This is a genomic window from Kitasatospora sp. NBC_00374 (assembly GCF_041434935.1).
GTDB lineage: Bacteria > Actinomycetota > Actinomycetes > Streptomycetales > Streptomycetaceae > Kitasatospora.
The window spans coordinates 280901-297650 of sequence record NZ_CP107964.1 but is presented as its reverse complement, the minus strand read 5'-3'; the positions used below and the strand labels follow the sequence as shown (position 1 = coordinate 297650).

At 72.4% G+C, this 16750-nt stretch carries 19 protein-coding genes; 10 read left to right on the top strand and 9 right to left on the bottom strand.

All coding sequences use genetic code 11. The features are described from left to right. Positions 1-14 precede the first annotated feature (14 nt). From OG871_RS01450 to iolD, 7 genes are read left to right on the top strand one after another with little or no spacing between them, the layout of a single operon-like run. Positions 15-890 carry an ATP-binding cassette domain-containing protein gene (locus tag OG871_RS01450; RefSeq protein WP_371493682.1) on the top strand — a complete coding sequence of 292 codons (876 nt, stop codon included), beginning with the start codon at positions 15-17 and terminating at the stop codon, positions 888-890. Positions 891-948: 58 nt separating this feature from the next. Then, positions 949-2013: a Gfo/Idh/MocA family oxidoreductase gene (locus tag OG871_RS01445; RefSeq protein ID WP_371493680.1), complete on the top strand. Its 1065-nt coding sequence runs from the start codon at positions 949-951 to the stop codon at positions 2011-2013. Beyond that, positions 2010-2924, top strand: coding sequence for a TIM barrel protein (locus tag OG871_RS01440; protein ID WP_371493679.1), 915 nt, complete (start codon positions 2010-2012; stop codon positions 2922-2924). Before OG871_RS01445 ends, OG871_RS01440 begins: the two co-directional genes overlap by 4 nt. Beyond that, the gene (iolC, locus tag OG871_RS01435; RefSeq protein WP_371493678.1) at positions 2921-3952 is read left to right on the top strand and encodes a 5-dehydro-2-deoxygluconokinase; all 1032 of its coding nucleotides are present in this window, start codon (positions 2921-2923) and stop codon (positions 3950-3952) included. Before OG871_RS01440 ends, iolC begins: the two co-directional genes overlap by 4 nt. Next, positions 3949-4863 carry a deoxyribose-phosphate aldolase gene (locus tag OG871_RS01430; protein ID WP_371493677.1) on the top strand — a complete coding sequence of 305 codons (915 nt, stop codon included), beginning with the start codon at positions 3949-3951 and terminating at the stop codon, positions 4861-4863. Before iolC ends, OG871_RS01430 begins: the two co-directional genes overlap by 4 nt. Before the next feature lie 41 nt (positions 4864-4904). Next, positions 4905-5870, top strand: a complete 966-nt coding sequence (iolB, locus tag OG871_RS01425; RefSeq protein WP_371493676.1) for a 5-deoxy-glucuronate isomerase — start codon at positions 4905-4907, stop codon at positions 5868-5870. Beyond that, positions 5867-7789 carry a 3D-(3,5/4)-trihydroxycyclohexane-1,2-dione acylhydrolase (decyclizing) gene (gene iolD, locus OG871_RS01420; protein WP_371493675.1) on the top strand — a complete coding sequence of 641 codons (1923 nt, stop codon included), beginning with the start codon at positions 5867-5869 and terminating at the stop codon, positions 7787-7789. The genes iolB and iolD overlap by 4 nt, the downstream gene beginning before the upstream one ends. A 438-nt stretch (positions 7790-8227) precedes the next feature. Here iolD and OG871_RS01415 read toward each other — a convergent pair whose 3' ends face one another. The 7 genes from OG871_RS01415 to OG871_RS01385 form a co-directional block, all read right to left on the bottom strand. Further along, positions 8228-8569 carry a hypothetical protein gene (locus OG871_RS01415; protein WP_371503530.1) on the bottom strand — a complete coding sequence of 114 codons (342 nt, stop codon included), beginning with the start codon at positions 8567-8569 and terminating at the stop codon, positions 8228-8230. Further along, the gene (locus OG871_RS01410; RefSeq protein ID WP_371493674.1) at positions 8454-9200 is read right to left on the bottom strand and encodes a transposase; all 747 of its coding nucleotides are present in this window, start codon (positions 9198-9200) and stop codon (positions 8454-8456) included. Before OG871_RS01410 ends, OG871_RS01415 begins: the two co-directional genes overlap by 116 nt. A 41-nt stretch (positions 9201-9241) precedes the next feature. Further along, the gene (locus OG871_RS01405) at positions 9242-9832 is read right to left on the bottom strand and encodes a hypothetical protein (protein WP_371493673.1); all 591 of its coding nucleotides are present in this window, start codon (positions 9830-9832) and stop codon (positions 9242-9244) included. Between the two features lie 1125 nt (positions 9833-10957). Continuing rightward, complete coding sequence (locus OG871_RS01400) at positions 10958-11497, bottom strand: hypothetical protein (protein ID WP_371493672.1); 540 nt, start codon at positions 11495-11497, stop codon at positions 10958-10960. 100 nt (positions 11498-11597) lie between these two features. Next, positions 11598-11753 (bottom strand): hypothetical protein, encoded by a 156-nt coding sequence (locus tag OG871_RS01395; RefSeq protein ID WP_371493671.1) that lies wholly within the window; start codon positions 11751-11753, stop codon positions 11598-11600. 78 nt (positions 11754-11831) lie between these two features. Beyond that, positions 11832-12182: a hypothetical protein gene (locus OG871_RS01390; RefSeq protein ID WP_371493670.1), complete on the bottom strand. Its 351-nt coding sequence runs from the start codon at positions 12180-12182 to the stop codon at positions 11832-11834. Between the two features lie 272 nt (positions 12183-12454). Beyond that, complete coding sequence (locus OG871_RS01385) at positions 12455-12784, bottom strand: hypothetical protein (protein WP_371493668.1); 330 nt, start codon at positions 12782-12784, stop codon at positions 12455-12457. Between the two features lie 650 nt (positions 12785-13434). On the opposite strand from OG871_RS01385, the gene OG871_RS01380 reads away from it, so the two are divergent. After that, on the top strand, positions 13435-14229 hold the full coding sequence (locus OG871_RS01380) for a hypothetical protein (protein WP_371493667.1): 795 nt from the start codon (positions 13435-13437) through the stop codon (positions 14227-14229). Between the two features lie 225 nt (positions 14230-14454). On the opposite strand, the gene OG871_RS01375 is transcribed toward OG871_RS01380, so the two are convergent. Continuing rightward, the gene (locus OG871_RS01375) at positions 14455-14688 is read right to left on the bottom strand and encodes a hypothetical protein (RefSeq protein ID WP_371493665.1); all 234 of its coding nucleotides are present in this window, start codon (positions 14686-14688) and stop codon (positions 14455-14457) included. Between the two features lie 126 nt (positions 14689-14814). Here OG871_RS01375 and OG871_RS01370 point away from each other — a divergent pair, with 126 nt between their 5' ends. Next, a complete protein-coding gene (locus OG871_RS01370) occupies positions 14815-15024 on the top strand; it encodes a hypothetical protein (protein ID WP_371493664.1) in 210 nt (69 codons plus the stop codon). Positions 15025-15105: 81 nt separating this feature from the next. Then, complete coding sequence (locus OG871_RS01365) at positions 15106-15903, top strand: IS5 family transposase (protein WP_371503190.1); 798 nt, start codon at positions 15106-15108, stop codon at positions 15901-15903. A gap of 18 nt (positions 15904-15921) precedes the next feature. On the opposite strand, the gene OG871_RS01360 is transcribed toward OG871_RS01365, so the two are convergent. After that, entirely contained in the window at positions 15922-16686 is a 765-nt protein-coding gene (locus tag OG871_RS01360) for a maleylpyruvate isomerase family mycothiol-dependent enzyme (protein WP_371493663.1), read from the bottom strand. Positions 16687-16750 lie beyond the last annotated feature (64 nt).

Sequence of the window (16750 nt, the reverse complement as noted above, 5' to 3'; positions counted from 1 at the left end):
CCTGGGAGCAGCCGATGACCAGCAGGACGCCTACGGGTCCGCAGCACACCACCACCTCACCGCCCCTGCTGGAGACCAGGTCCGTCGGCCGGACGTACGGCAGCGTCAGCGCCCTCGACGGGGTGAGCGTCGAGGTGAGCGCCGGTCAGGTCACCTGCGTGCTGGGCGACAACGGGGCCGGCAAGTCCACCCTGATCAAGATCCTCTCCGGCGCGCACGAGCACACCAGCGGCGAACTGCTGCTGGACGGCCGGCCGGTGCGCTTCACCTCGCCGCGCCAGGCACTGGACCGCGGGATCGCGACGGTCTACCAGGACCTGGCCGTCGTCCCGCTGATGAGTGTCTGGCGCAACTTCTTCCTCGGCTCCGAGCCGGTCCGCCGGTACGGTCCGGTACGGCTGCTGGACCGGCGCACCGGCCGGGAGACCGCCCGGGCCGCGCTGGCCGAGATGGGCATCGAACTGGCCGACGTCGAACAGCCGGTCGGCACCCTCTCGGGCGGCCAGCGCCAGTGCGTGGCAATCGCCCGGGCGGTCCACTTCGGCGCCCGGGTCCTGATCCTGGACGAGCCGACGGCCGCGCTCGGCGTCCGGCAGGCCGGGGTGGTGCTGCGCTACGTCGCCCAGGCCCGGGACCGGGGCCTCGGCGTCGTCCTGATCACTCACAACCCGCACCATGCCTACCCGGTCGGCGACCGCTTCCTGCTGCTCAAGCGGGGCCGCAGCCTGGGCTGCTTCGAGAAGGCCGACATCTCGCTCGCCGAGCTCACCCGGCAGATGGCGGGCGGTGCCGAACTGGACGCCCTCGCCCACGAGTTGCGCGCCGACCCAGCCGACCCAGCCGACCCAGCCGACCCCGCCGCCCTCGCCTCGGACACCACCGGCTCCTGACCGGCCGGCCGTACCCCGCACACCCGGCCCTCCTGCACTCCCGACGAAAGGCCCTCCCATGCGTGTCGGTCTCCTCGGTACAGGCCGCATCGGCCTCTTCCACGCCTCCACCCTCGCCCACCACCCGGCCGTCACCGAGTTGCTGCTCGCCGACGCCGACCCGGACCGCGCCCTGGACGCGGCCGCCCAGCTGACCGCCGGCGCCGGCGGCGCCGAGGTCGTTGCGCTCGGCACGGTCGGCGCCGTGCTCGCCGCCGGTCCGGACGCGGTGGTCGTCGCCACCGCCACCGACGCCCACGCCGACCTGATCGTCCGCGCCTCCCGGGCCGGGCTGCCGACGTACTGCGAGAAGCCCATCGCCAGCGACCTGGCGGGCACCATCAGCGCCCTGCGCGAGGTGGAACGCAACGGCACCATCCTGCAGATGGGTTTCCAGCGCCGATTCGACGCCGGGTACGCCGCGGCCCACGCCGCCTACCGCTCCGGCGAGCTCGGCTTCGTGCACACCCTGCGGACGGTGACCGCCGACCCGGCGCCCCCGCCGCCCGGCTACGTGCCCACCTCCGGCGGCCTGTATCGGGACTGCCTCGTGCACGACTTCGACGCGGTCCGCTGGGTGACCGGCCGGGAGATCCTCCAGGTGTACGCGACCGGCTCCAACCGCGGCGAGCCGTTCTTCTCCGCCGCCGGCGACGTCGACACCGCCGCCGCGCTGCTCACCCTGGACGACGGCACCCTGGTCAGCTGCACCGGCACCCGCTACAACGGCGCCGGGTACGACGTGCGGATGGAGGTCAGCGGCAGCCTGGCCCAGATCACCGTCGGTTTGGACGGGCGCACCCCGCTCACCTCGGCCGAACCCTCCGGTCCCGCCGCGCCGAAGCAGCCGTGGCCCGACTTCCTCAGCCGCTTCCACGACGCCTACCTGACCGAGCTCGACATCTTCCTGGACGTCGCCCGAGGCCGCCGCCCGAGCCCCTGCACCGGCCACGACGCACTTGAGGCGCTGCTCGCCGCCGAGGCCTGCGAGCTGTCCCGCGCACGCGGCGTGCCGGTGGCCGTCGACAGCGTGCGCTCCGCCGCGGCCCTGCGGGCCCTGCCCGCACAGGAGGTGGCCCGATGACCGGGCAGCCGACGACCGCTGCGCTGCGGCCCCGGCTGGCGGCCGCGCCGATCTCCTGGGGCGTGTGCGAGGTCCCCGGCTGGGGCCACCAACTGTCCGCCGACCGGGTCCTCGCGGAGATGGCCGGACTCGGCCTGGCCGCGACCGAGTTCGGCCCGGACGGCTTCCTGCCGGCCGACCCCGCAGAGCGGGCCGCCACCCTGCGCTCGTACGGTCTGGCCGCGGTGGGCGGCTTCGTCCCGGTCGTGCTGCACGAGCCCGATCGCGACCCGCTGCCCGCTGTCCGGACCGCGCTGCGGGCGCTGGCCGGCTGCGGCGCGGGCACCCTGGTGCTGGCCGCCGCCACGGGCCGGGACGGCTACGACGACCGTCCGGCGCTGGACGCCGTCGGCTGGCGCACCCTGCTCGCCAACCTGGCCGCGATCGTCGGGCTGGCCGCCGCCGAAGGCGTCACCGCCACCCTCCACCCGCACATCGGGACCATGGTGGAACGCGCCGAGGAGGTCCAGCGCGTCCTGGACGGCGGCGACGCGCCGCTCTGCCTGGACACCGGCCACCTGCTGGCCGGCGGTACCGACCCGGTCGACCTCGCCCGCCGGGCCGCCGGCCGGATCGCCCACGTCCACCTCAAGGACGTCGACGCCGAGGCCGCCGCCCGGGTCAGGTCCGGCGAGGTCGGCTACGCCAAGGCCGTCGCCTCCGGCCTCTACCGGCCGCTCGGCCAGGGCGACGTGGACATCGCCGCGCTGGTCCCGGCTCTGGAGCGCGCCGGCTACCGCGGCTGGTACGTGATGGAGCAGGACACCGTGCTCACCGGCGCACCCGTGCCGGGCGCCGGGCCGGCCGCCGACGTACGGGCGAGCCTGGACTTCCTGCTCGCCCTGGAGCCCGAGGGGACACCGGCCGTATGAACCGCCCCCACGACCTGATCACCCTGGGCCGGGTCGGCGTCGACCTCTACCCCCAGCAGACCGGTGTGCCGCTCGCCGAGGTCGAGACCTTCGCCCGGTCGCTCGGCGGCACCGCCACCAACGTGGCCGTCGCCGCCGCCCGCCATGGCCTGCGCACGGCGGTCGCCACCGGCGTCGGCGACGACCGCTTCGCGCCGTACGTGCGCACCGCGCTGCGCCGCTTCGGAGTCGACGACAGCCAGGTGGTGACGGTGACGGGCCGGCAGACCCCGGTGGTGTTCTGCGAGATCCACCCGCCGGACGACTTCCCGATCCTGTTCTACCGTGCCCCGATCGCCCCGGACCAGTGCCTGACCTGCGAGGACCTCGACCTCGCGGCCTTCGCCCGGGCCCGGATGATCTGGATCACCGGCGGCGGCCTGGCCGTCGAACCGTCCAGGACCACCACCCTGGAGGTTGCGGCGCTGCGCGCGCCCGGCGCCGACACCGTGCTCGACCTGGACTGGCGGCCCTCGTTCTGGTCCCGTCCCGAGGACGCCCGGCACTGGTACGCACGGGCGCTGGAGCTGGCCACCGTCGCCGTCGGCAACCGCGACGAGGCCAAGGTCGCCGTCGGCACCCGCGACCCCGACAAGGCCGCCGATCTGCTGCTGGCCAGCGGGGTACGGCTCGCCGTCATCAAGCAGGGCCCGCACGGCGTGCTGGCCCGCACCCCCACCGAGGAGGTCGTGGTCGAGCCGATCACCGTCCGGGTGGTCAACGGCCTGGGCGCGGGCGACGCCTTCGGCGGCGCGCTCGCCGCCGGGCTGCTCGCCGGCCGCCCGCTGCGGGAGGTCGTCGAGACCGCCAACGCCGCCGGCGCACTGGTCGCCGGGCGGCTCGCCTGCGCCGACGACATGCCCGAGCCGCACGAGGTGACCGAGTTGCTCTGGCGCAACGCCCGCCGCCACCCGCAGGACCCGCCACTGTCCGTACCACCCCGCGCCTTCACCCTGGCCGCCCACCGACCCCGGGACGTGAGCCCGTGACCGCAGACCCCGGCCCGCTCGCTCTGGCCGCCCGCCACCGCCCCGACCTGGGCCACCTGACGGAGCTCCGGGTGACCAACCCGCAGGCCGTCGCCGAGGCCCTGCTGCTGCGCCCGCGCTTCGACCGGACGGCGCTGGCCCGGCCGCTGTTCGTCCTGGCCGCCGACCACCCGGCGCGCGGCGCGCTGGCGGCCGGCGGCTCCCCGACCGCGATGGGCGACCGGCACGAACTGCTCGCCCGCTGCATCGAGGCACTCGCCCGCCCGGGTGTGGACGGCTTCCTCGGCACCGCCGACCTGGTGGAGGACCTCGCCCTGCTCGGCGCCCTCGACGGCAAACTGGTGCTCGGCTCGATGAACCGCGGCGGTCTGCCCGGCGCCGCTTTCGAACTCGACGACCGCTTCACCGGCTACGACGCCCGCGGCATCGCCGAGGCGGGCCTGGACGGCGGCAAGCTGCTGCTGCGCCTCGACCCCGGCGACCACGGCACCGCCACCACTCTGGAGAGCGCCGCCCACGCCGTCGACCAGCTGAACGAACGCGGCCTGATCGCCATGGTTGAGCCGTTCAGCTCCCACCGGGAGGGCGGCCGGGTGGTCAACCGGCTCACCGCGGACGACCAGATGTGGGCCAACAACATCGCCCAGGGCCTCGGCCGCACCACCGCCCACACCTGGCTCAAAGTACCGGTGGTCGAGGACATGGAGCGGATGATGGCCTCCACCACCCTGCCCGCGATGCTGCTCGGCGGCGAGGGCGGCGGCGACCGCGACGCGCTCTTCGCATCGTGGCGACGCGCGCTGCGGATCCCCCAGATCCGCGGCCTGATGATCGGCCGCACCCTGCTGTACCCGCCGGACGGCGACGTCGCGGGCGCCATCGACACCGCCGTCTCGCTGCTGGAGCGCTGACCGGCACTCACCCACCACCCCCGACACCATCAGGAGGCACCGTGCCTGCGGACGCGCCCGGCCCCGGCCCCGTACGGCTGCACCTGCCCGACGGGTCCGCCACCCGCGACGGCTACCGCTGCCGGATCGACCCGGCGACCGCCGGCTGGACCTACACCTCGCTGCGGATCCTCGACCTGGCGCCCGGCGCATCCCGGACATTCGACACCGGGGACAGCGAGTGGATCGTGCTGCCGCTCTCCGGTGCGGCCCGGGTCACCTGCGACGGCCGGACGCTGGACCTGCACGGGCGGCCCGACGTGTTCCGTGCCGTCAGTGACTTCGCCTACCTGCCGCGCGACAGCACGGCCACCGTCACCAGCGCGGCCGGTGGACGGTTCGCCCTCACCGGGGCCCGGTGCGAGCGGCGGCTGGCCTTCCGTCACGGACCGGCGGACGAGGTCCCGGTGGAGATCCGCGGCACCGGGAGCAGCACCCGGCAGGTCAACAACTTCGCCGGGGTGGACGCCTTCGCCACCGACCGGCTGATCGCCGTCGAGGTGCTCACCCCGGCCGGGAACTGGTCCTCGTACCCGCCGCACCGGCACGACCGGGAGCGTCCGGGCGAGGAGAGCCGGCTGGAGGAGATCTACTGGTTCACCATCGCCGACTCCCCTGCCGGCACGCCCGGCAGTGGCTACCACCGGGTCTACCCGTCCGGCGACCGCACCCGTTCGGACCTGCTCGCCGAGGTCCGAACCGGCGACGCGGTGCTCGTGCCCGACGGCTATCACGGCCCGTCGATGGCGGCGCCCGGGTACGACATGTACTACCTCAACGCGATGGCCGGGCCCGGCGCCACCCGTGCCTGGCTGATCTGCGACGACCCCGCCCACGCCTGGGTCCGGCAGACCTGGACCGGCCAGGCCCCTGACCCGCGGCTGCCGCTGTACACCGCACCCGCCCGCGGAGCAGCAACACCCGCACCAGCACCTGTACCCGCACCGACGGAAGGCCCCGAGCGATGACCGCCGCCAGTCCCGAGGCGCCCGGCGCCGCCGTCCGCCTGACCACCGCCCAGGCGCTGGTGCGCTTCCTCGCCCACCAGTTCACCGAACGCGACGGCCACCGGCAGCGGCTGATCGCGGCCTGCTGGGGCATCTTCGGCCACGGCAACGTGGCGGGTCTCGGGCAGGCGCTGCGGCAGGCCGGGCAGGACGGCCCGGACGGCATGCCGTTCCTGCAGGGCCGCAACGAGCAGGCGATGGTGCACGCCGCCGTCGGCTTCGCCCGCCAGCGCGGCCGGGCCGCCACCCACGCCGTCACCACCTCGATCGGCCCCGGCGCCACCAACCTGGTCACCGGCGCCGCCCTGGCCACCGTCAACCGGCTGCCGGTCCTGCTGCTGCCCGGCGACGTCTTCGCGACGCGCCCCGCCGACCCGGTCCTCCAGCAGCTGGAGTCACCGGCCTCGGGCGACCTGACGGTCAACGACGCGCTGCGCCCGGTCTCCCGCTACTTCGACCGGATCTGGCGCCCGGAGATGCTCATCGACGCGGCGCTGCACGCCATGCGGGTGCTGACCGACCCGGTCGACACGGGGGCGGTGACGCTCGCCGTCCCGCAGGACGTCCAGGCCGAGGCGTACGACTGGCCGGCGGCCTTCTTCGCCGACCGTCTCTGGCGGATCCGCCGTCCGCAGCCGGACGCCGGGGAGCTGGCCCGGGCCGCCGAGCTGATCAGGGCCGCCCGCCGGCCGCTGCTCGTGGCGGGCGGTGGTGTCCACCACAGCGGGGCCGAGGCGGCCCTGGCCTCCCTCGTCGAGGCGACCGGCCTGCCGGTTGCCGAGACGCAGTCCGGCAAGGGCTCGCTGCCCTGGGACCACCCCGCGCAGCTCGGTGCGGTCGGCCACACCGGAACCACGGCGGCCAACGCCGCCGCGGCCCGGGCCGACCTGGTGATCGGTGTCGGTACCCGCTGGACAGACTTCACCACCGCCTCCGCCACTCTGTTCGGTTCGCCCGGCGTCCGCTTCGTCAACCTCAACATCGCCGCGCCGGACGCCCACAAGCTGGCCGGCGAGCCGCTGGTGGCCGACGCCCGCAGCGGACTGGAGCAGCTCACCGCCCACCTGGCCGGCCACCGGGTCGACCGGGAGCACCGGGAGGTGTGCGCCGGCGCCGCCCGTACCTGGCAGCGCCTGGTCGACCGGGCTTACCACGCCCCGGACCCGGCTGCCCGCCCCACCCAGACCCAGCTGCTCGGTGTGCTCCAGGAGACCCTCGCCGAACGCGACGTGCTGGTCAACGCGGCCGGTTCGCTCCCCGGCGACCTGCACCGGCTGTGGCGGGCCCGCGATCCGCGGCAGTACCACGTCGAGTACGGCTACTCCTGCATGGGGTACGAGATCCCGGCCGCGCTCGGCGTCCGGCTGGCCGCCCCCGACCGGGAGGTCTTCGCGCTGGTCGGCGACGGCACCTACCTGATGATGCCGACCGAGCTGGTCACCGCCGTCCAGGAGCGCATCAAGATCATCCCGGTGCTGGTGCAGAACCACGGCTACGCCTCGATCGGCAACCTCTCCGAGGCGGTCGGCGCCGAACGCTACGGAACGGCGTACCGCTACCGGGCGCCGGACGGCGGCTACACCGGTGACCCGCTGCCGATCGACCTCGCGGCCAACATGGCCAGCCTCGGCCTGGAGGTCCTGCGGGCCGACACCGTCGAGCAGCTCCGCCACGCCCTGCGCACCGCCCGCGCCGCCGACCGCCCCACCGCCGTGTACGTCGAGACCGCGGCGGCGGCAGCCCCCGACGACGTCGCTCCGGCGGTCACCGCGTCCGCCTGGTGGGAGGTCCCGGTCGCCGAGGTCTCCACCCGCCAGGCCACCGCCGAGGCCCGCCGGGCCTACGACGACGCCAAGCGGCGGCAGCAACGACACCTGTGACCGCGCAGACGGCCTTCCCCACAGCCCACCAGTGTGAGTTCCGTGCCCTGGACCGAGGTCTGAGTGGGATTTGACCGGCCGATCTCGTGAGTCGAGCGGGAAACGTCCCGGCTCGGCCGTCGAGGCGTCGAGCTGTTGTTCGCGGTCGGGCTTCCGGCTACGAGGGAAGCCGGACGGCGGCACCGAAGGGCCGCCCCCCGGGGTACGGGCACATCCGCGCCTCCCGATCCCACCCGGCGCTCGGCTCGGTGTCGCGGTCTCGCGTCCGGTCGCCGTTCCGGGCGTCGGAGCTGCCCAACCATGTCCTCCCCCCAGACGGTTCACCACCGTAGTGCAGGGCCCACGGGAACGTCAGCCTGACGCTGAATCAGCCGATTCTCCGGTCCCGAGATCCGGCACGGGCTCTGGAGGGGTCGGGCGAACCGAACGGGCACAGGGTCACGGCGCCGGCCTACGAGTTGGACACCCCTGCCCCCAGTCGAGGAGGAGCAGCTCGCCCTCGAAGAAGTAGCCGCCGTCGTACTCCCCGGTGCCGACCGCAAGCAGGGGCGCCGTGGGATGGAAGGCCAGCGCGTGCACCGGGAAACGCGTACGGAGCACGGCCCGGCAGGCAAGGTTCCCCGTGCCGTACACCGCGACCGTCGCTGTCTGGGCGAACCCGCGCTCACCCGCGACGGCGAGCAGGCCGCGCCCCTCGTCGGGGACGGCCAGGACAGGCTGACCGATCTCGGCGAACGAGCGGTGGCCCAGGACGTGGAGGACGCGGAGCGGGGAGTCCATGCCGGAGATCCTCCCAGCAGGCGGTGTCGGGCCCTTGCGCGGGCCTCGCCGGGAGACGGCGCAGCCCCGTACGAGGAGTTGAGGGCGGCGTGGGCCCGGTGGTGCGCGCCGGCTGACGGCGGAGGATCTGGGTGGTCCGGTCGACGAGGCGGCCGGCGAAGCCCTGGTCCGCCAGATCTTCCGGACACCAGGGCGGTCGAGCCGGGTCCAGCAGCAGGCGGCGGGCGCCGTCGCGGTCCTGGACGCTGGCCGCGACAACGTGCACGGCCAGAAGCAGGCCGAGGGTGTCGGCGACGATGAACCGCTTGCGGCCTTTGACCTTCTTGCTCACGTCGAAAGGGACCTGCCTTTGCCGGTCGTGGTGGGGATCATGAACGCGGCGCGCGGGGCGTCCTCGTTCGCCGAGGCGGGAGGCGGCGTCAGATCCGGAGCCATCGAAGCCGTGATCGGCGAGATCCTGGAACACACCGAGACGCTCGCCGCTGGTCCATCCCAGAGAAAATCCCCATCCCGTGCTCGCGGTGGGACAGACCTGCTCACCGCGGGTCCCACCCACAGCAAGCTGGCCCCGGCCCGCTGGGCTGTGTTGCCGGTCTGCCTGATCGGCTGGCGGATGGGCGTCCGATGGCATGGCGGACCTGACAGTGGCGGGCGGCCCGGCTCGGGGTGGGGCTACTGCTCGTGGGTGGGCAGTCCGTCCGCGCCGCGGACCTCGATGCGCAGGTCGAACTCGTCGCGCAGCGCCGCCGCCTGCCCGGGGGTGGCCAGCAGGTAGTAGTCGTCGGCGCAGGCGCCGTCGCCGGGGACGCAGTGGAAGACCCGCGGGTCGTCGCCGCCCGGGACGAGGTCCGAGATGCCCTCCTCGACGGCGCCCAGGTCGAGGTAGTCGTCGGACTCCTGCTCGATCCGCCAGGACTTGGGCTCGCCGTTGACCTTGAAGTCGAGATCCCGCGGCGAGCCGATCTCGCCGATCAGTTCCACGTCCGTGACGGTGACCGCGCCGCCGATCATCCGCTCCGCGTCCTCGAAGATGCCGGCGTAGGCGCCCTCGGCGAAGTCGACGTCCTCGCCGTGGGCCTGCAGGGCCACGTCGCAGACCTCGAGCACCTCGGTCAGCTCCTCGGTGCGCCGGTTCGGGTGGGGCTCGCCCCAGTCGGCGGTGTACGCGCCCGACTCGTCCGCCTTCTGGCGGGTGATCATGCCGAGTTCGTGCAGCCGGACGGCCAGGCGCTGGTATGTGTTCATCCCCGTGTTCTCGACCATGCGGGGGATTCTGACATGCCGTCATGACAGCGTAGTCAGGGCCCCGGTGGGAGCACGCCGGCTTGGTCGCGGCGGTTCGCAGCAGGTCGTCGACCGGCTGCAACCGGGCCCGGCAGTCGACGGTTACCGCCGGGCCGCGCCGAGGCTGTGACGGACCCTCACAGGCCTTGCCGGTGCACATGGGCGGACCGCCCGCACCTCGGGGCATCCCGCGCTCCTGACGGCCATCACGCCACGCCCCTCCACCGGCCCCGGCCGCTCCCGACACCCCGGGCCGTGGGGGTACGGATAACAGGGGCCGAGCGACGGCAGTACCGCCACGCCCACGTGAAGGGGCGCTCGGCTCCGGTCAGCGATTACCTGGCCGCAGGGACACAGGGACACAGGGACCGGCGGGATGGGGGAAGCGGGAGCTCCGCCTTGCCACGCCCAATTCCATTGCGACACAAGGGTGGTGCGCGCGTTTTGCAAATGAAAGTCCGCCCATACATGCCTAACGAGCGAAATAGGCAGCCCGATGGGTTCGGGACTGTGCTGTGACCAGGGTGCAGCGGCCCCGCTGCCACCGACCCGTACAACCCCGATTGCCGCTCCGGCACGGGGAACTCGAGGGGATGGACGGAATGGATCACACGAAGAAGGCCCGGGCGGCGTGGTGGACGCGGGCTGCCGACTGGGGCCAACGCCGGGCGGCGCTGCTCGGGGTCGCGGTCGCCGCATGCGGGGTGATAGTCCAGGCGGTCACCGGACGGTAGAAGAGTCCAGCCGGGACGGCACCCTGGTTGATGACCTCCCTCGCCGCCAGGCCCACGGGCCGAGCTCCCAGGTGCCAGCCGCGAGATTGGCCAGGCCGTTGTCGGGCACCGCGTCGTCGCCGGTGCGCAACGCGGTCGACCAGGTGCTCGGGCCAAGAGAGCGGATGCCGAGCCAGTACGCAGGCTGCAGGACGGGGCCGGTGTCGGCGAGCGCCCGGTAGGGCTGGGCGGACCAACGCGCCGCGCCGTACCCGGACCTCGGCCGCCACCTCCGGCGGGACGCCCGCGGCCACGACGAAGCCGCTGTCCACGGCATCCGAGGCCAATCCTCGTACAGCGGCGACCCCACCTCCAGCAGAGCCTCGACGCGTCAAGCCGGAGGCCGACGGCCTGGCCTCGACACGTCCCCGCGGGGATCCTCAGGATCGTTTGGGTCGGCTGGAGTGGGGGTGGCGTCGGGGGCGATCGTGGTGAAGCGGCCGACGGCGCGGGTGCCCAGGTGATGGAGGTCGGAGTCGTCCCACGCCCGATTTTTCTTTCTCTGCTCCTCCCTCACGATCCGCATGACCGAAGCGAACACATTGACGGCAGGGAAATAGAGCAAGAAGAAGAGTAGCCCGGCAATACACCATAGGACGTAGCGTGGATCCGTACCGAAAAAATATGGCGCACTTCTCCGCTGCTCTTCGGATTTTCCAAGGAATTTAAAGCACCCCGCCTCGCAGCCGAGGCTGAATAGAATCAAAAAAGCCCAAGCTGCACTAGCGAGAAAAGGAGCAGTTAGCAGCTTCCCCCCTCTGAGGGCGATCTTTTTCGAAGCCTCACGCATCTCAATGGCTCCGGCAAGAGCCAGGACCGGAATCGTTACGGCGGCAGTCGACGCGAAGACTTCTGTCATTGTCACATCCACGACATACATCGTCCGCCCTCAGGCCCGGAGTGCCACGGATTCCAGTCGGTGAGTCGCACCGAGGACGGATGAGATACCTCGCGCGGGGCGCACCCAGCCCTCAGCCACAGGCTGATGAGCCGCGCACCAGCGGGGAGTCGAGGATCGCCCGGCCCAGGTGCCGGCGGGCCGGGACGGGCCCGCCGCGGGACGCGAACAGCTCCAGCCGTACGGGCGCAGCGGCAGGGGCGGGGTCGGGGCGGGTGGAGTCGGTCATCGCGGGTGCTGCCTTCCGGGTCGGCGGGGGAACGGGTGAAGGGCGGCCCGGTGGTCGGGCCGCCCCTGTGGCGGTGTGCTACTGGCCGGTGGCGCAGTGGTGGTCCGACTCGACGTACTCGCCGTCGGCGAAGTCGGTGTCCAGGGACCAGCCGCCGGCGGAGCACTCGGCCCGGCCCTCCCAGCCGATCTCGGGTCCGTCGCCCTGGCCGCAGTCGTGGTCGGCGGCCACGCTCGTGCCGTCCTCGAACTGGGCATCTCCCCCGTCGCCACAGGCGCCGCACGACCACTCAGCGGACCAGGTGACAGGAGCCGGCGGGGCCGACGTGACCGCCTGCTGGGCGAGGGCGGTCAGCGCGTCCAGCAGGGCGAGCTGCTGGGGGCTGAGCTTTCCGTTGGTGCGGGCCTTGTCCTGCATGCGCGCAGCCACGCGCCCGGTCGGAAGGTCGGGTCGGTGCCGCCGCCGGTGCGGTTGCACAGGGTGGTGTGTTCGTCGGTGCGGGCGAAGAAGCTGAAGCGGTGATATCCGTCCGATGCGGTAGATGTCCTCGAAGTAGGCGGCGATGTTACAACCGGGAGAGTGTGCCCTCGTCCAAATAGAGGTGCCGCCGCTGTCCAGGTGGCGCCGGATGAGGTCGAGGAGTTGCTGCCCGGCGGTGTGCAGGGCGGTGCGGACCTTCGGTGCGGTGCTCCGGGCAGTTTTCAGCGCGGGTGCAGGGCCTCGGCGCCGCTCGTGACCGCCCCTCCCGTCTCCCGGCCCAAAGACAGGCGCAGCCGGTAGTCGACGGCGTGGCCGAGCGCGGCGAACTTCGGGTGGGCGACATCCATGGGCTGGACAGGGCGGGGGAGTTGGGGCAGTCGGGCCAGGTAGTCACCCCTCACGTGACGGGCGTCGGGCAGGTGCTGTTCCCTGAACCGGGACATGGGGGAGGCGAGGTACTTGAGCTGCCCGGTGAGGCTGAGTTCGAGGCGCCGCCCGCCCGCGCCGGGCCCGCAGCTGAAGGCCTTCTCGTATGCGCTGAGCCAGGCCATGGATTCCATGTCCAGGTGTCGGCGGGGCGCGGGTGACCGCGACGTAGGCCAGTCGTGCTTCGGGCAGGGACAGCGGCAGCTGCATCCCGTCCTCGTCGAGGGCGGCGCCTCGAACCCGCCGGCGATCCGCACAGTGTCCCACTCGCGGCCCTTGGCCTTGTGTGCAGTCGACACCGCCACTTGCGCATGCTCCTCGGGGGCGAGGCTCTGGGCAGCGGCGAGGATCGCCTCGGGGCCGTGCGTGTCGACGAGTTGGACGTTGCCTTGAGGTCGGAGTCGGCACTGTCCTGCTCGACGTACTCCTGCACCTCGCCCCAGGAGGAGAACAGGAAAAGCTCAGGGTGGGTGGTGCGCTTGCCCGCCTTGAGCTCCAGTACGGCCTGAGCGCAGGGCGTCGGCGTTGGTGCGGCACAGCACCGCGTCGGCGCCCGGATCGGTGATCGGATCCGCGTGAGCGGCCCCAACTCGCCGTCTCCGCCGTACTCGTGCCGTACGGCCCCGAGCGAGCGCCGGCCGGGCGCGCGCCCGGCGGTGCCCCACCGCGGACCGGGGCCGGTCTCCGTACGGATACACCCACCCGCACCCGGGGAAGCAGTTCCCTTGCGTGTCATACTTCGGCAGCCGACCCCCTCCCACCTGAGGAAACACCCTTGCGCACCTCCCGAGCAGCGGCCTGTGCCGCCGTTGTGACTCTCGCCCTCGCCTGCGGGTTGACTGCCTGTTCGGACGGGACCCCCAAGGGGCCGTCCGCCCAGGAGCTGCTGCGCCGGGCCGCGGAGACCATGGGCAGGGCCCAGAGCGCGGTGGAGCGGATCGACATCGAGCAGCCGGACGGCATCCAGCGCAGGTCCGCGAAGGTGAGTTGGGCGGCACCGGAGATACGTGCCGATCTCGGCGCCGGCGTACGGGTCGTGGACGGGGCCGCGTATCAGGACGCATCCTGGGCGGGCCTGAAGTGGGTCCGTATCGACGGTCCCGAGGGTCGGCCCGCCAACGCCTGGGCCGACCGTGCGGCGTCGTTCAACACGGCCGGGGGCTTTCTCAGGCTCCGCCGACAGCTCAACCCCGTCACGGGCCTCACCGGCGCCGGTGCCTCGGGCACGGTGGAGAATCTCGGGGACACCGACGTCGGCAAGGTCCGCAGCACCCGCCTGCGGGTCCGGATGCCCGCCACCGACTACTACGCCGCCGGTCTCGCCACCGACGAGCGGGCACAGGTCGCCCAGTCGCTGGCGGCCGAGGGCACCAGCACGGTCACCGCCGACTTCTGGATCAGCGCCAACGGAGAACTGGTCAAACGCGTGGAGGCCGAGAACACCTCCCAAGGCCCGCGCACCACGACCACCACCTACCTCGACCTCGGGGTCGCCGTCGACGTCCAGGCGCCGCCCGCATCGGATTTGTCCACCTATCAGGAGATGCTGCAGCACGCCATCCACCCCTGACCGCGGGCTCCCGGCAGGATCCGCACAGTCACCGACCGCGTCCCGGCCGGAACGCTGACGCTGTCCCGTGTATCCGCCGACGTGTGGCCGTATCGGCCGGTGTCTTCCCGCCCGTACCTCACAACGACGATGGGCCACCCCCGGCAAAAGCCGAGCGTCAGAGCATGCGGGCGGCCCCGCGCACCGGGAACGGTACGCAGGGCCGCCGTGTGTCCACCGGTTGGTTCAGCAGTGGGGCAGACCGGGCACGTTGTGGAACCGCACCGCGTTGTCCACGAACGGTGCGAACGTCCAGGACACCCCCACACCGATCTCGCCCCCGTTCTGCCACACGTCCTCGGTGCGGTACCAGACATCGCCGGCATTGCCGACGTTCCCGCCGGCCACCCAGCAGTCCGCCCAGACGTAGTCGCTCCACGGCGAGAGGGTGATGTTGCCGAACTTCGGGCGGGAAGGCACCCCAAGGGTTGGCTCGTCATGTGACTTGAGCCACTGGGTGAGGATCGATGGCTCAGGCCGGACGAGACGTTCCGGGTTCGATCCGACTACAACGGCGATGAGCTGGCCTTCTCCATAACCTTCTGGGTGGATGACAACGACCGGTCGGCGGGGATCGAGAACGTCGCCGTTTGGATCGAGAACGGTGACTGCTACGCGGAAGTCGTCGACAGGGCGGGCAACCTCATCGAGTGCGGCCACCAGAGGCCTGCGGAAGTCGACAGGCGACGGCAGGCCGCGCTCGAAGGGGCGCAAAAGCGCGCGGCAGCGCGGAAAGCGGTAGGAGAGACGGTCTGATGAATGGGCCGTCGCAGATACCGATCAGGGCCAGGTCCTCCTCCGCGACGCGGACGCTGGTCGCCTTCAGCAACTTCCGCTCTGCTGCCCGTGCGGAACGGATACGCCGAGAGCCGTCCGCTGGGTTGTCACCGGCGACGGGTTCCAGACCGGACCGTCTTCGAGTACGTCGTGCTCGCGCTGGTCCATGGCTCCGGCTACGAACGGATCGCTGGCGCCGGATGCTCCGACCGGACCATCCGGCGCCGCGTCAAGCAGTGGGCTGAACTGGGGATATCCGAGAAGGTCCATGCCCTTGCACTCGAGGCCTACGACCGCGTGATCGGCCTCGGGCTGAGCGAGATCTCGGTGGACGGCTGCATCACCAAGGCCCCGTCCGGTGGGGACAAGGCCGGGCGCTCCCCGGTGGACCGGGGCAAGCAGGGGCTGAAACGCTCCGTCGCGTCCGATGCCTGTGGTGTCCCGCTCGGGATCGTCTCCGACGGGGCCGACCGGCACGATTCACCCCTGCTCGGCCCCACTCTGGACGCGGCACGGGCACAGGTCGGCGCGATGCCGGAGACCGTCAGCGTCAACCTCGACCGCGGCTACGACAGCGCCAAGTCCCGTCTGCTGATAGCCGGGTTGGGCTTCGCTGCCGAGATCGCACGCAAGGGCGTGCCCGCCCCGATCCAAGCCGGAAAACGCTGGGTGGTAGAACGCACCCACTCGTGGATGAACGGCTACGGAAAGCTCCGTCGCTGTACTGAGAGGAGCGGCGAGGTCGTGGACTTCTACCTCTACCTCGCCGCCACTCTCGTCACGCTCCGCATGCTCATCCGACGCTCGACGAGCCGCTACCGCTGGGACGGCCGCCCCACCACCCGACGCCTCAAGTGATCCATTTGCCGGTCGGTCTTAGCCCCAGTCCTGCAGCTGCTGGAGCAGGTCGGCGTCGCCCTCCATCCGCAGCGAGCCGGCCGGGATGCGCATGTACATGAGCAGGGCCATCTCGCTCGCCGTGCCGTAGATGGCGGCGGTGGGCTTGCTCTCGGCGGCCTCCGCCGCGGTGAGGCGGGTGAAGCGGGAACCGGCGGCGTCCACCGTCTGGCGCCAGGAGCCAGCCTCGGCTGCGTGGTAGTCCATGGTGGCGGGCTCGCCCGGCCACGGGACCGTGCCGGTGCAGACGGTGGCGAGGAACTCCTCGATGGCGTCGACCGCCTCGGTCGTCGGCAGCTCCTGCGGGGTACCGGAGGCCAGTTGGGCGTCGTAGGTGTGGATCAGCGACTCCGGGACGCGGCGGCGGGCCACGGCGGCCACCGCGTGCGGCGAGGCCAGCGGCTCCCACCAGGCCCAGCAGCCCCGGTCCGGGCCGGCCTCGCGCAGAGCAGTAAGCAGCTGCTCCGTCGAGTCGGCCAGCCAGGTTATGAGGGCCTCGCGCTCCCTGGGCGCCGCCAGCCCGTCCTTGCTCGGCCGCTCGTCGCCCGGCGCGGTGTTCAGCACGATGTAGGCCCAGAAGCGGTCCCCCTCACTGAGGTGGTTCGCCAGGTCGTACAGCGTCCAGCCCGGGCAGGACGGGACGTCGGCGTCGAGGCTGGGGGCCGCGGCGACGGCGGCGCGGAACGCGGCGGACCGCTCGTCAATCATGCGCAGCAGGGTGGGGAAGTAGAGATGATCAGTCACACAGACCTTGTATCACCCGGACCGGGACTCTCGCACTCGATTAAGAGCGTGGTGGTGAACCGGT

Excerpts from the sequence above, each read along its gene's own strand:
- OG871_RS01450 (WP_371493682.1), top strand. The coding sequence starts at position 15 with ATGACCAGCAGGACGCCTACGGGTCCGCAGCACACCACCACCTCACCG.
- iolD (WP_371493675.1), top strand. The coding sequence starts at position 5,867 with ATGACCGCCGCCAGTCCCGAGGCGCCCGGCGCCGCCGTCCGCCTGACC.
- OG871_RS01445 (WP_371493680.1), top strand. The coding sequence starts at position 949 with ATGCGTGTCGGTCTCCTCGGTACAGGCCGCATCGGCCTCTTCCACGCC.
- OG871_RS01415 (WP_371503530.1), bottom strand. The coding sequence starts at position 8,569 with ATGGACTCCCCGCTCCGCGTCCTCCACGTCCTGGGCCACCGCTCGTTC.
- OG871_RS01410 (WP_371493674.1), bottom strand. The coding sequence starts at position 9,200 with ATGCCATCGGACGCCCATCCGCCAGCCGATCAGGCAGACCGGCAACAC.
- OG871_RS01395 (WP_371493671.1), bottom strand. The coding sequence starts at position 11,753 with ATGACCGACTCCACCCGCCCCGACCCCGCCCCTGCCGCTGCGCCCGTA.
- OG871_RS01440 (WP_371493679.1), top strand. The coding sequence starts at position 2,010 with ATGACCGGGCAGCCGACGACCGCTGCGCTGCGGCCCCGGCTGGCGGCC.
- OG871_RS01405 (WP_371493673.1), bottom strand. The coding sequence starts at position 9,832 with ATGGTCGAGAACACGGGGATGAACACATACCAGCGCCTGGCCGTCCGG.
- iolC (WP_371493678.1), top strand. The coding sequence starts at position 2,921 with ATGAACCGCCCCCACGACCTGATCACCCTGGGCCGGGTCGGCGTCGAC.
- OG871_RS01385 (WP_371493668.1), bottom strand. The coding sequence starts at position 12,784 with ATGGCCTGGCTCAGCGCATACGAGAAGGCCTTCAGCTGCGGGCCCGGC.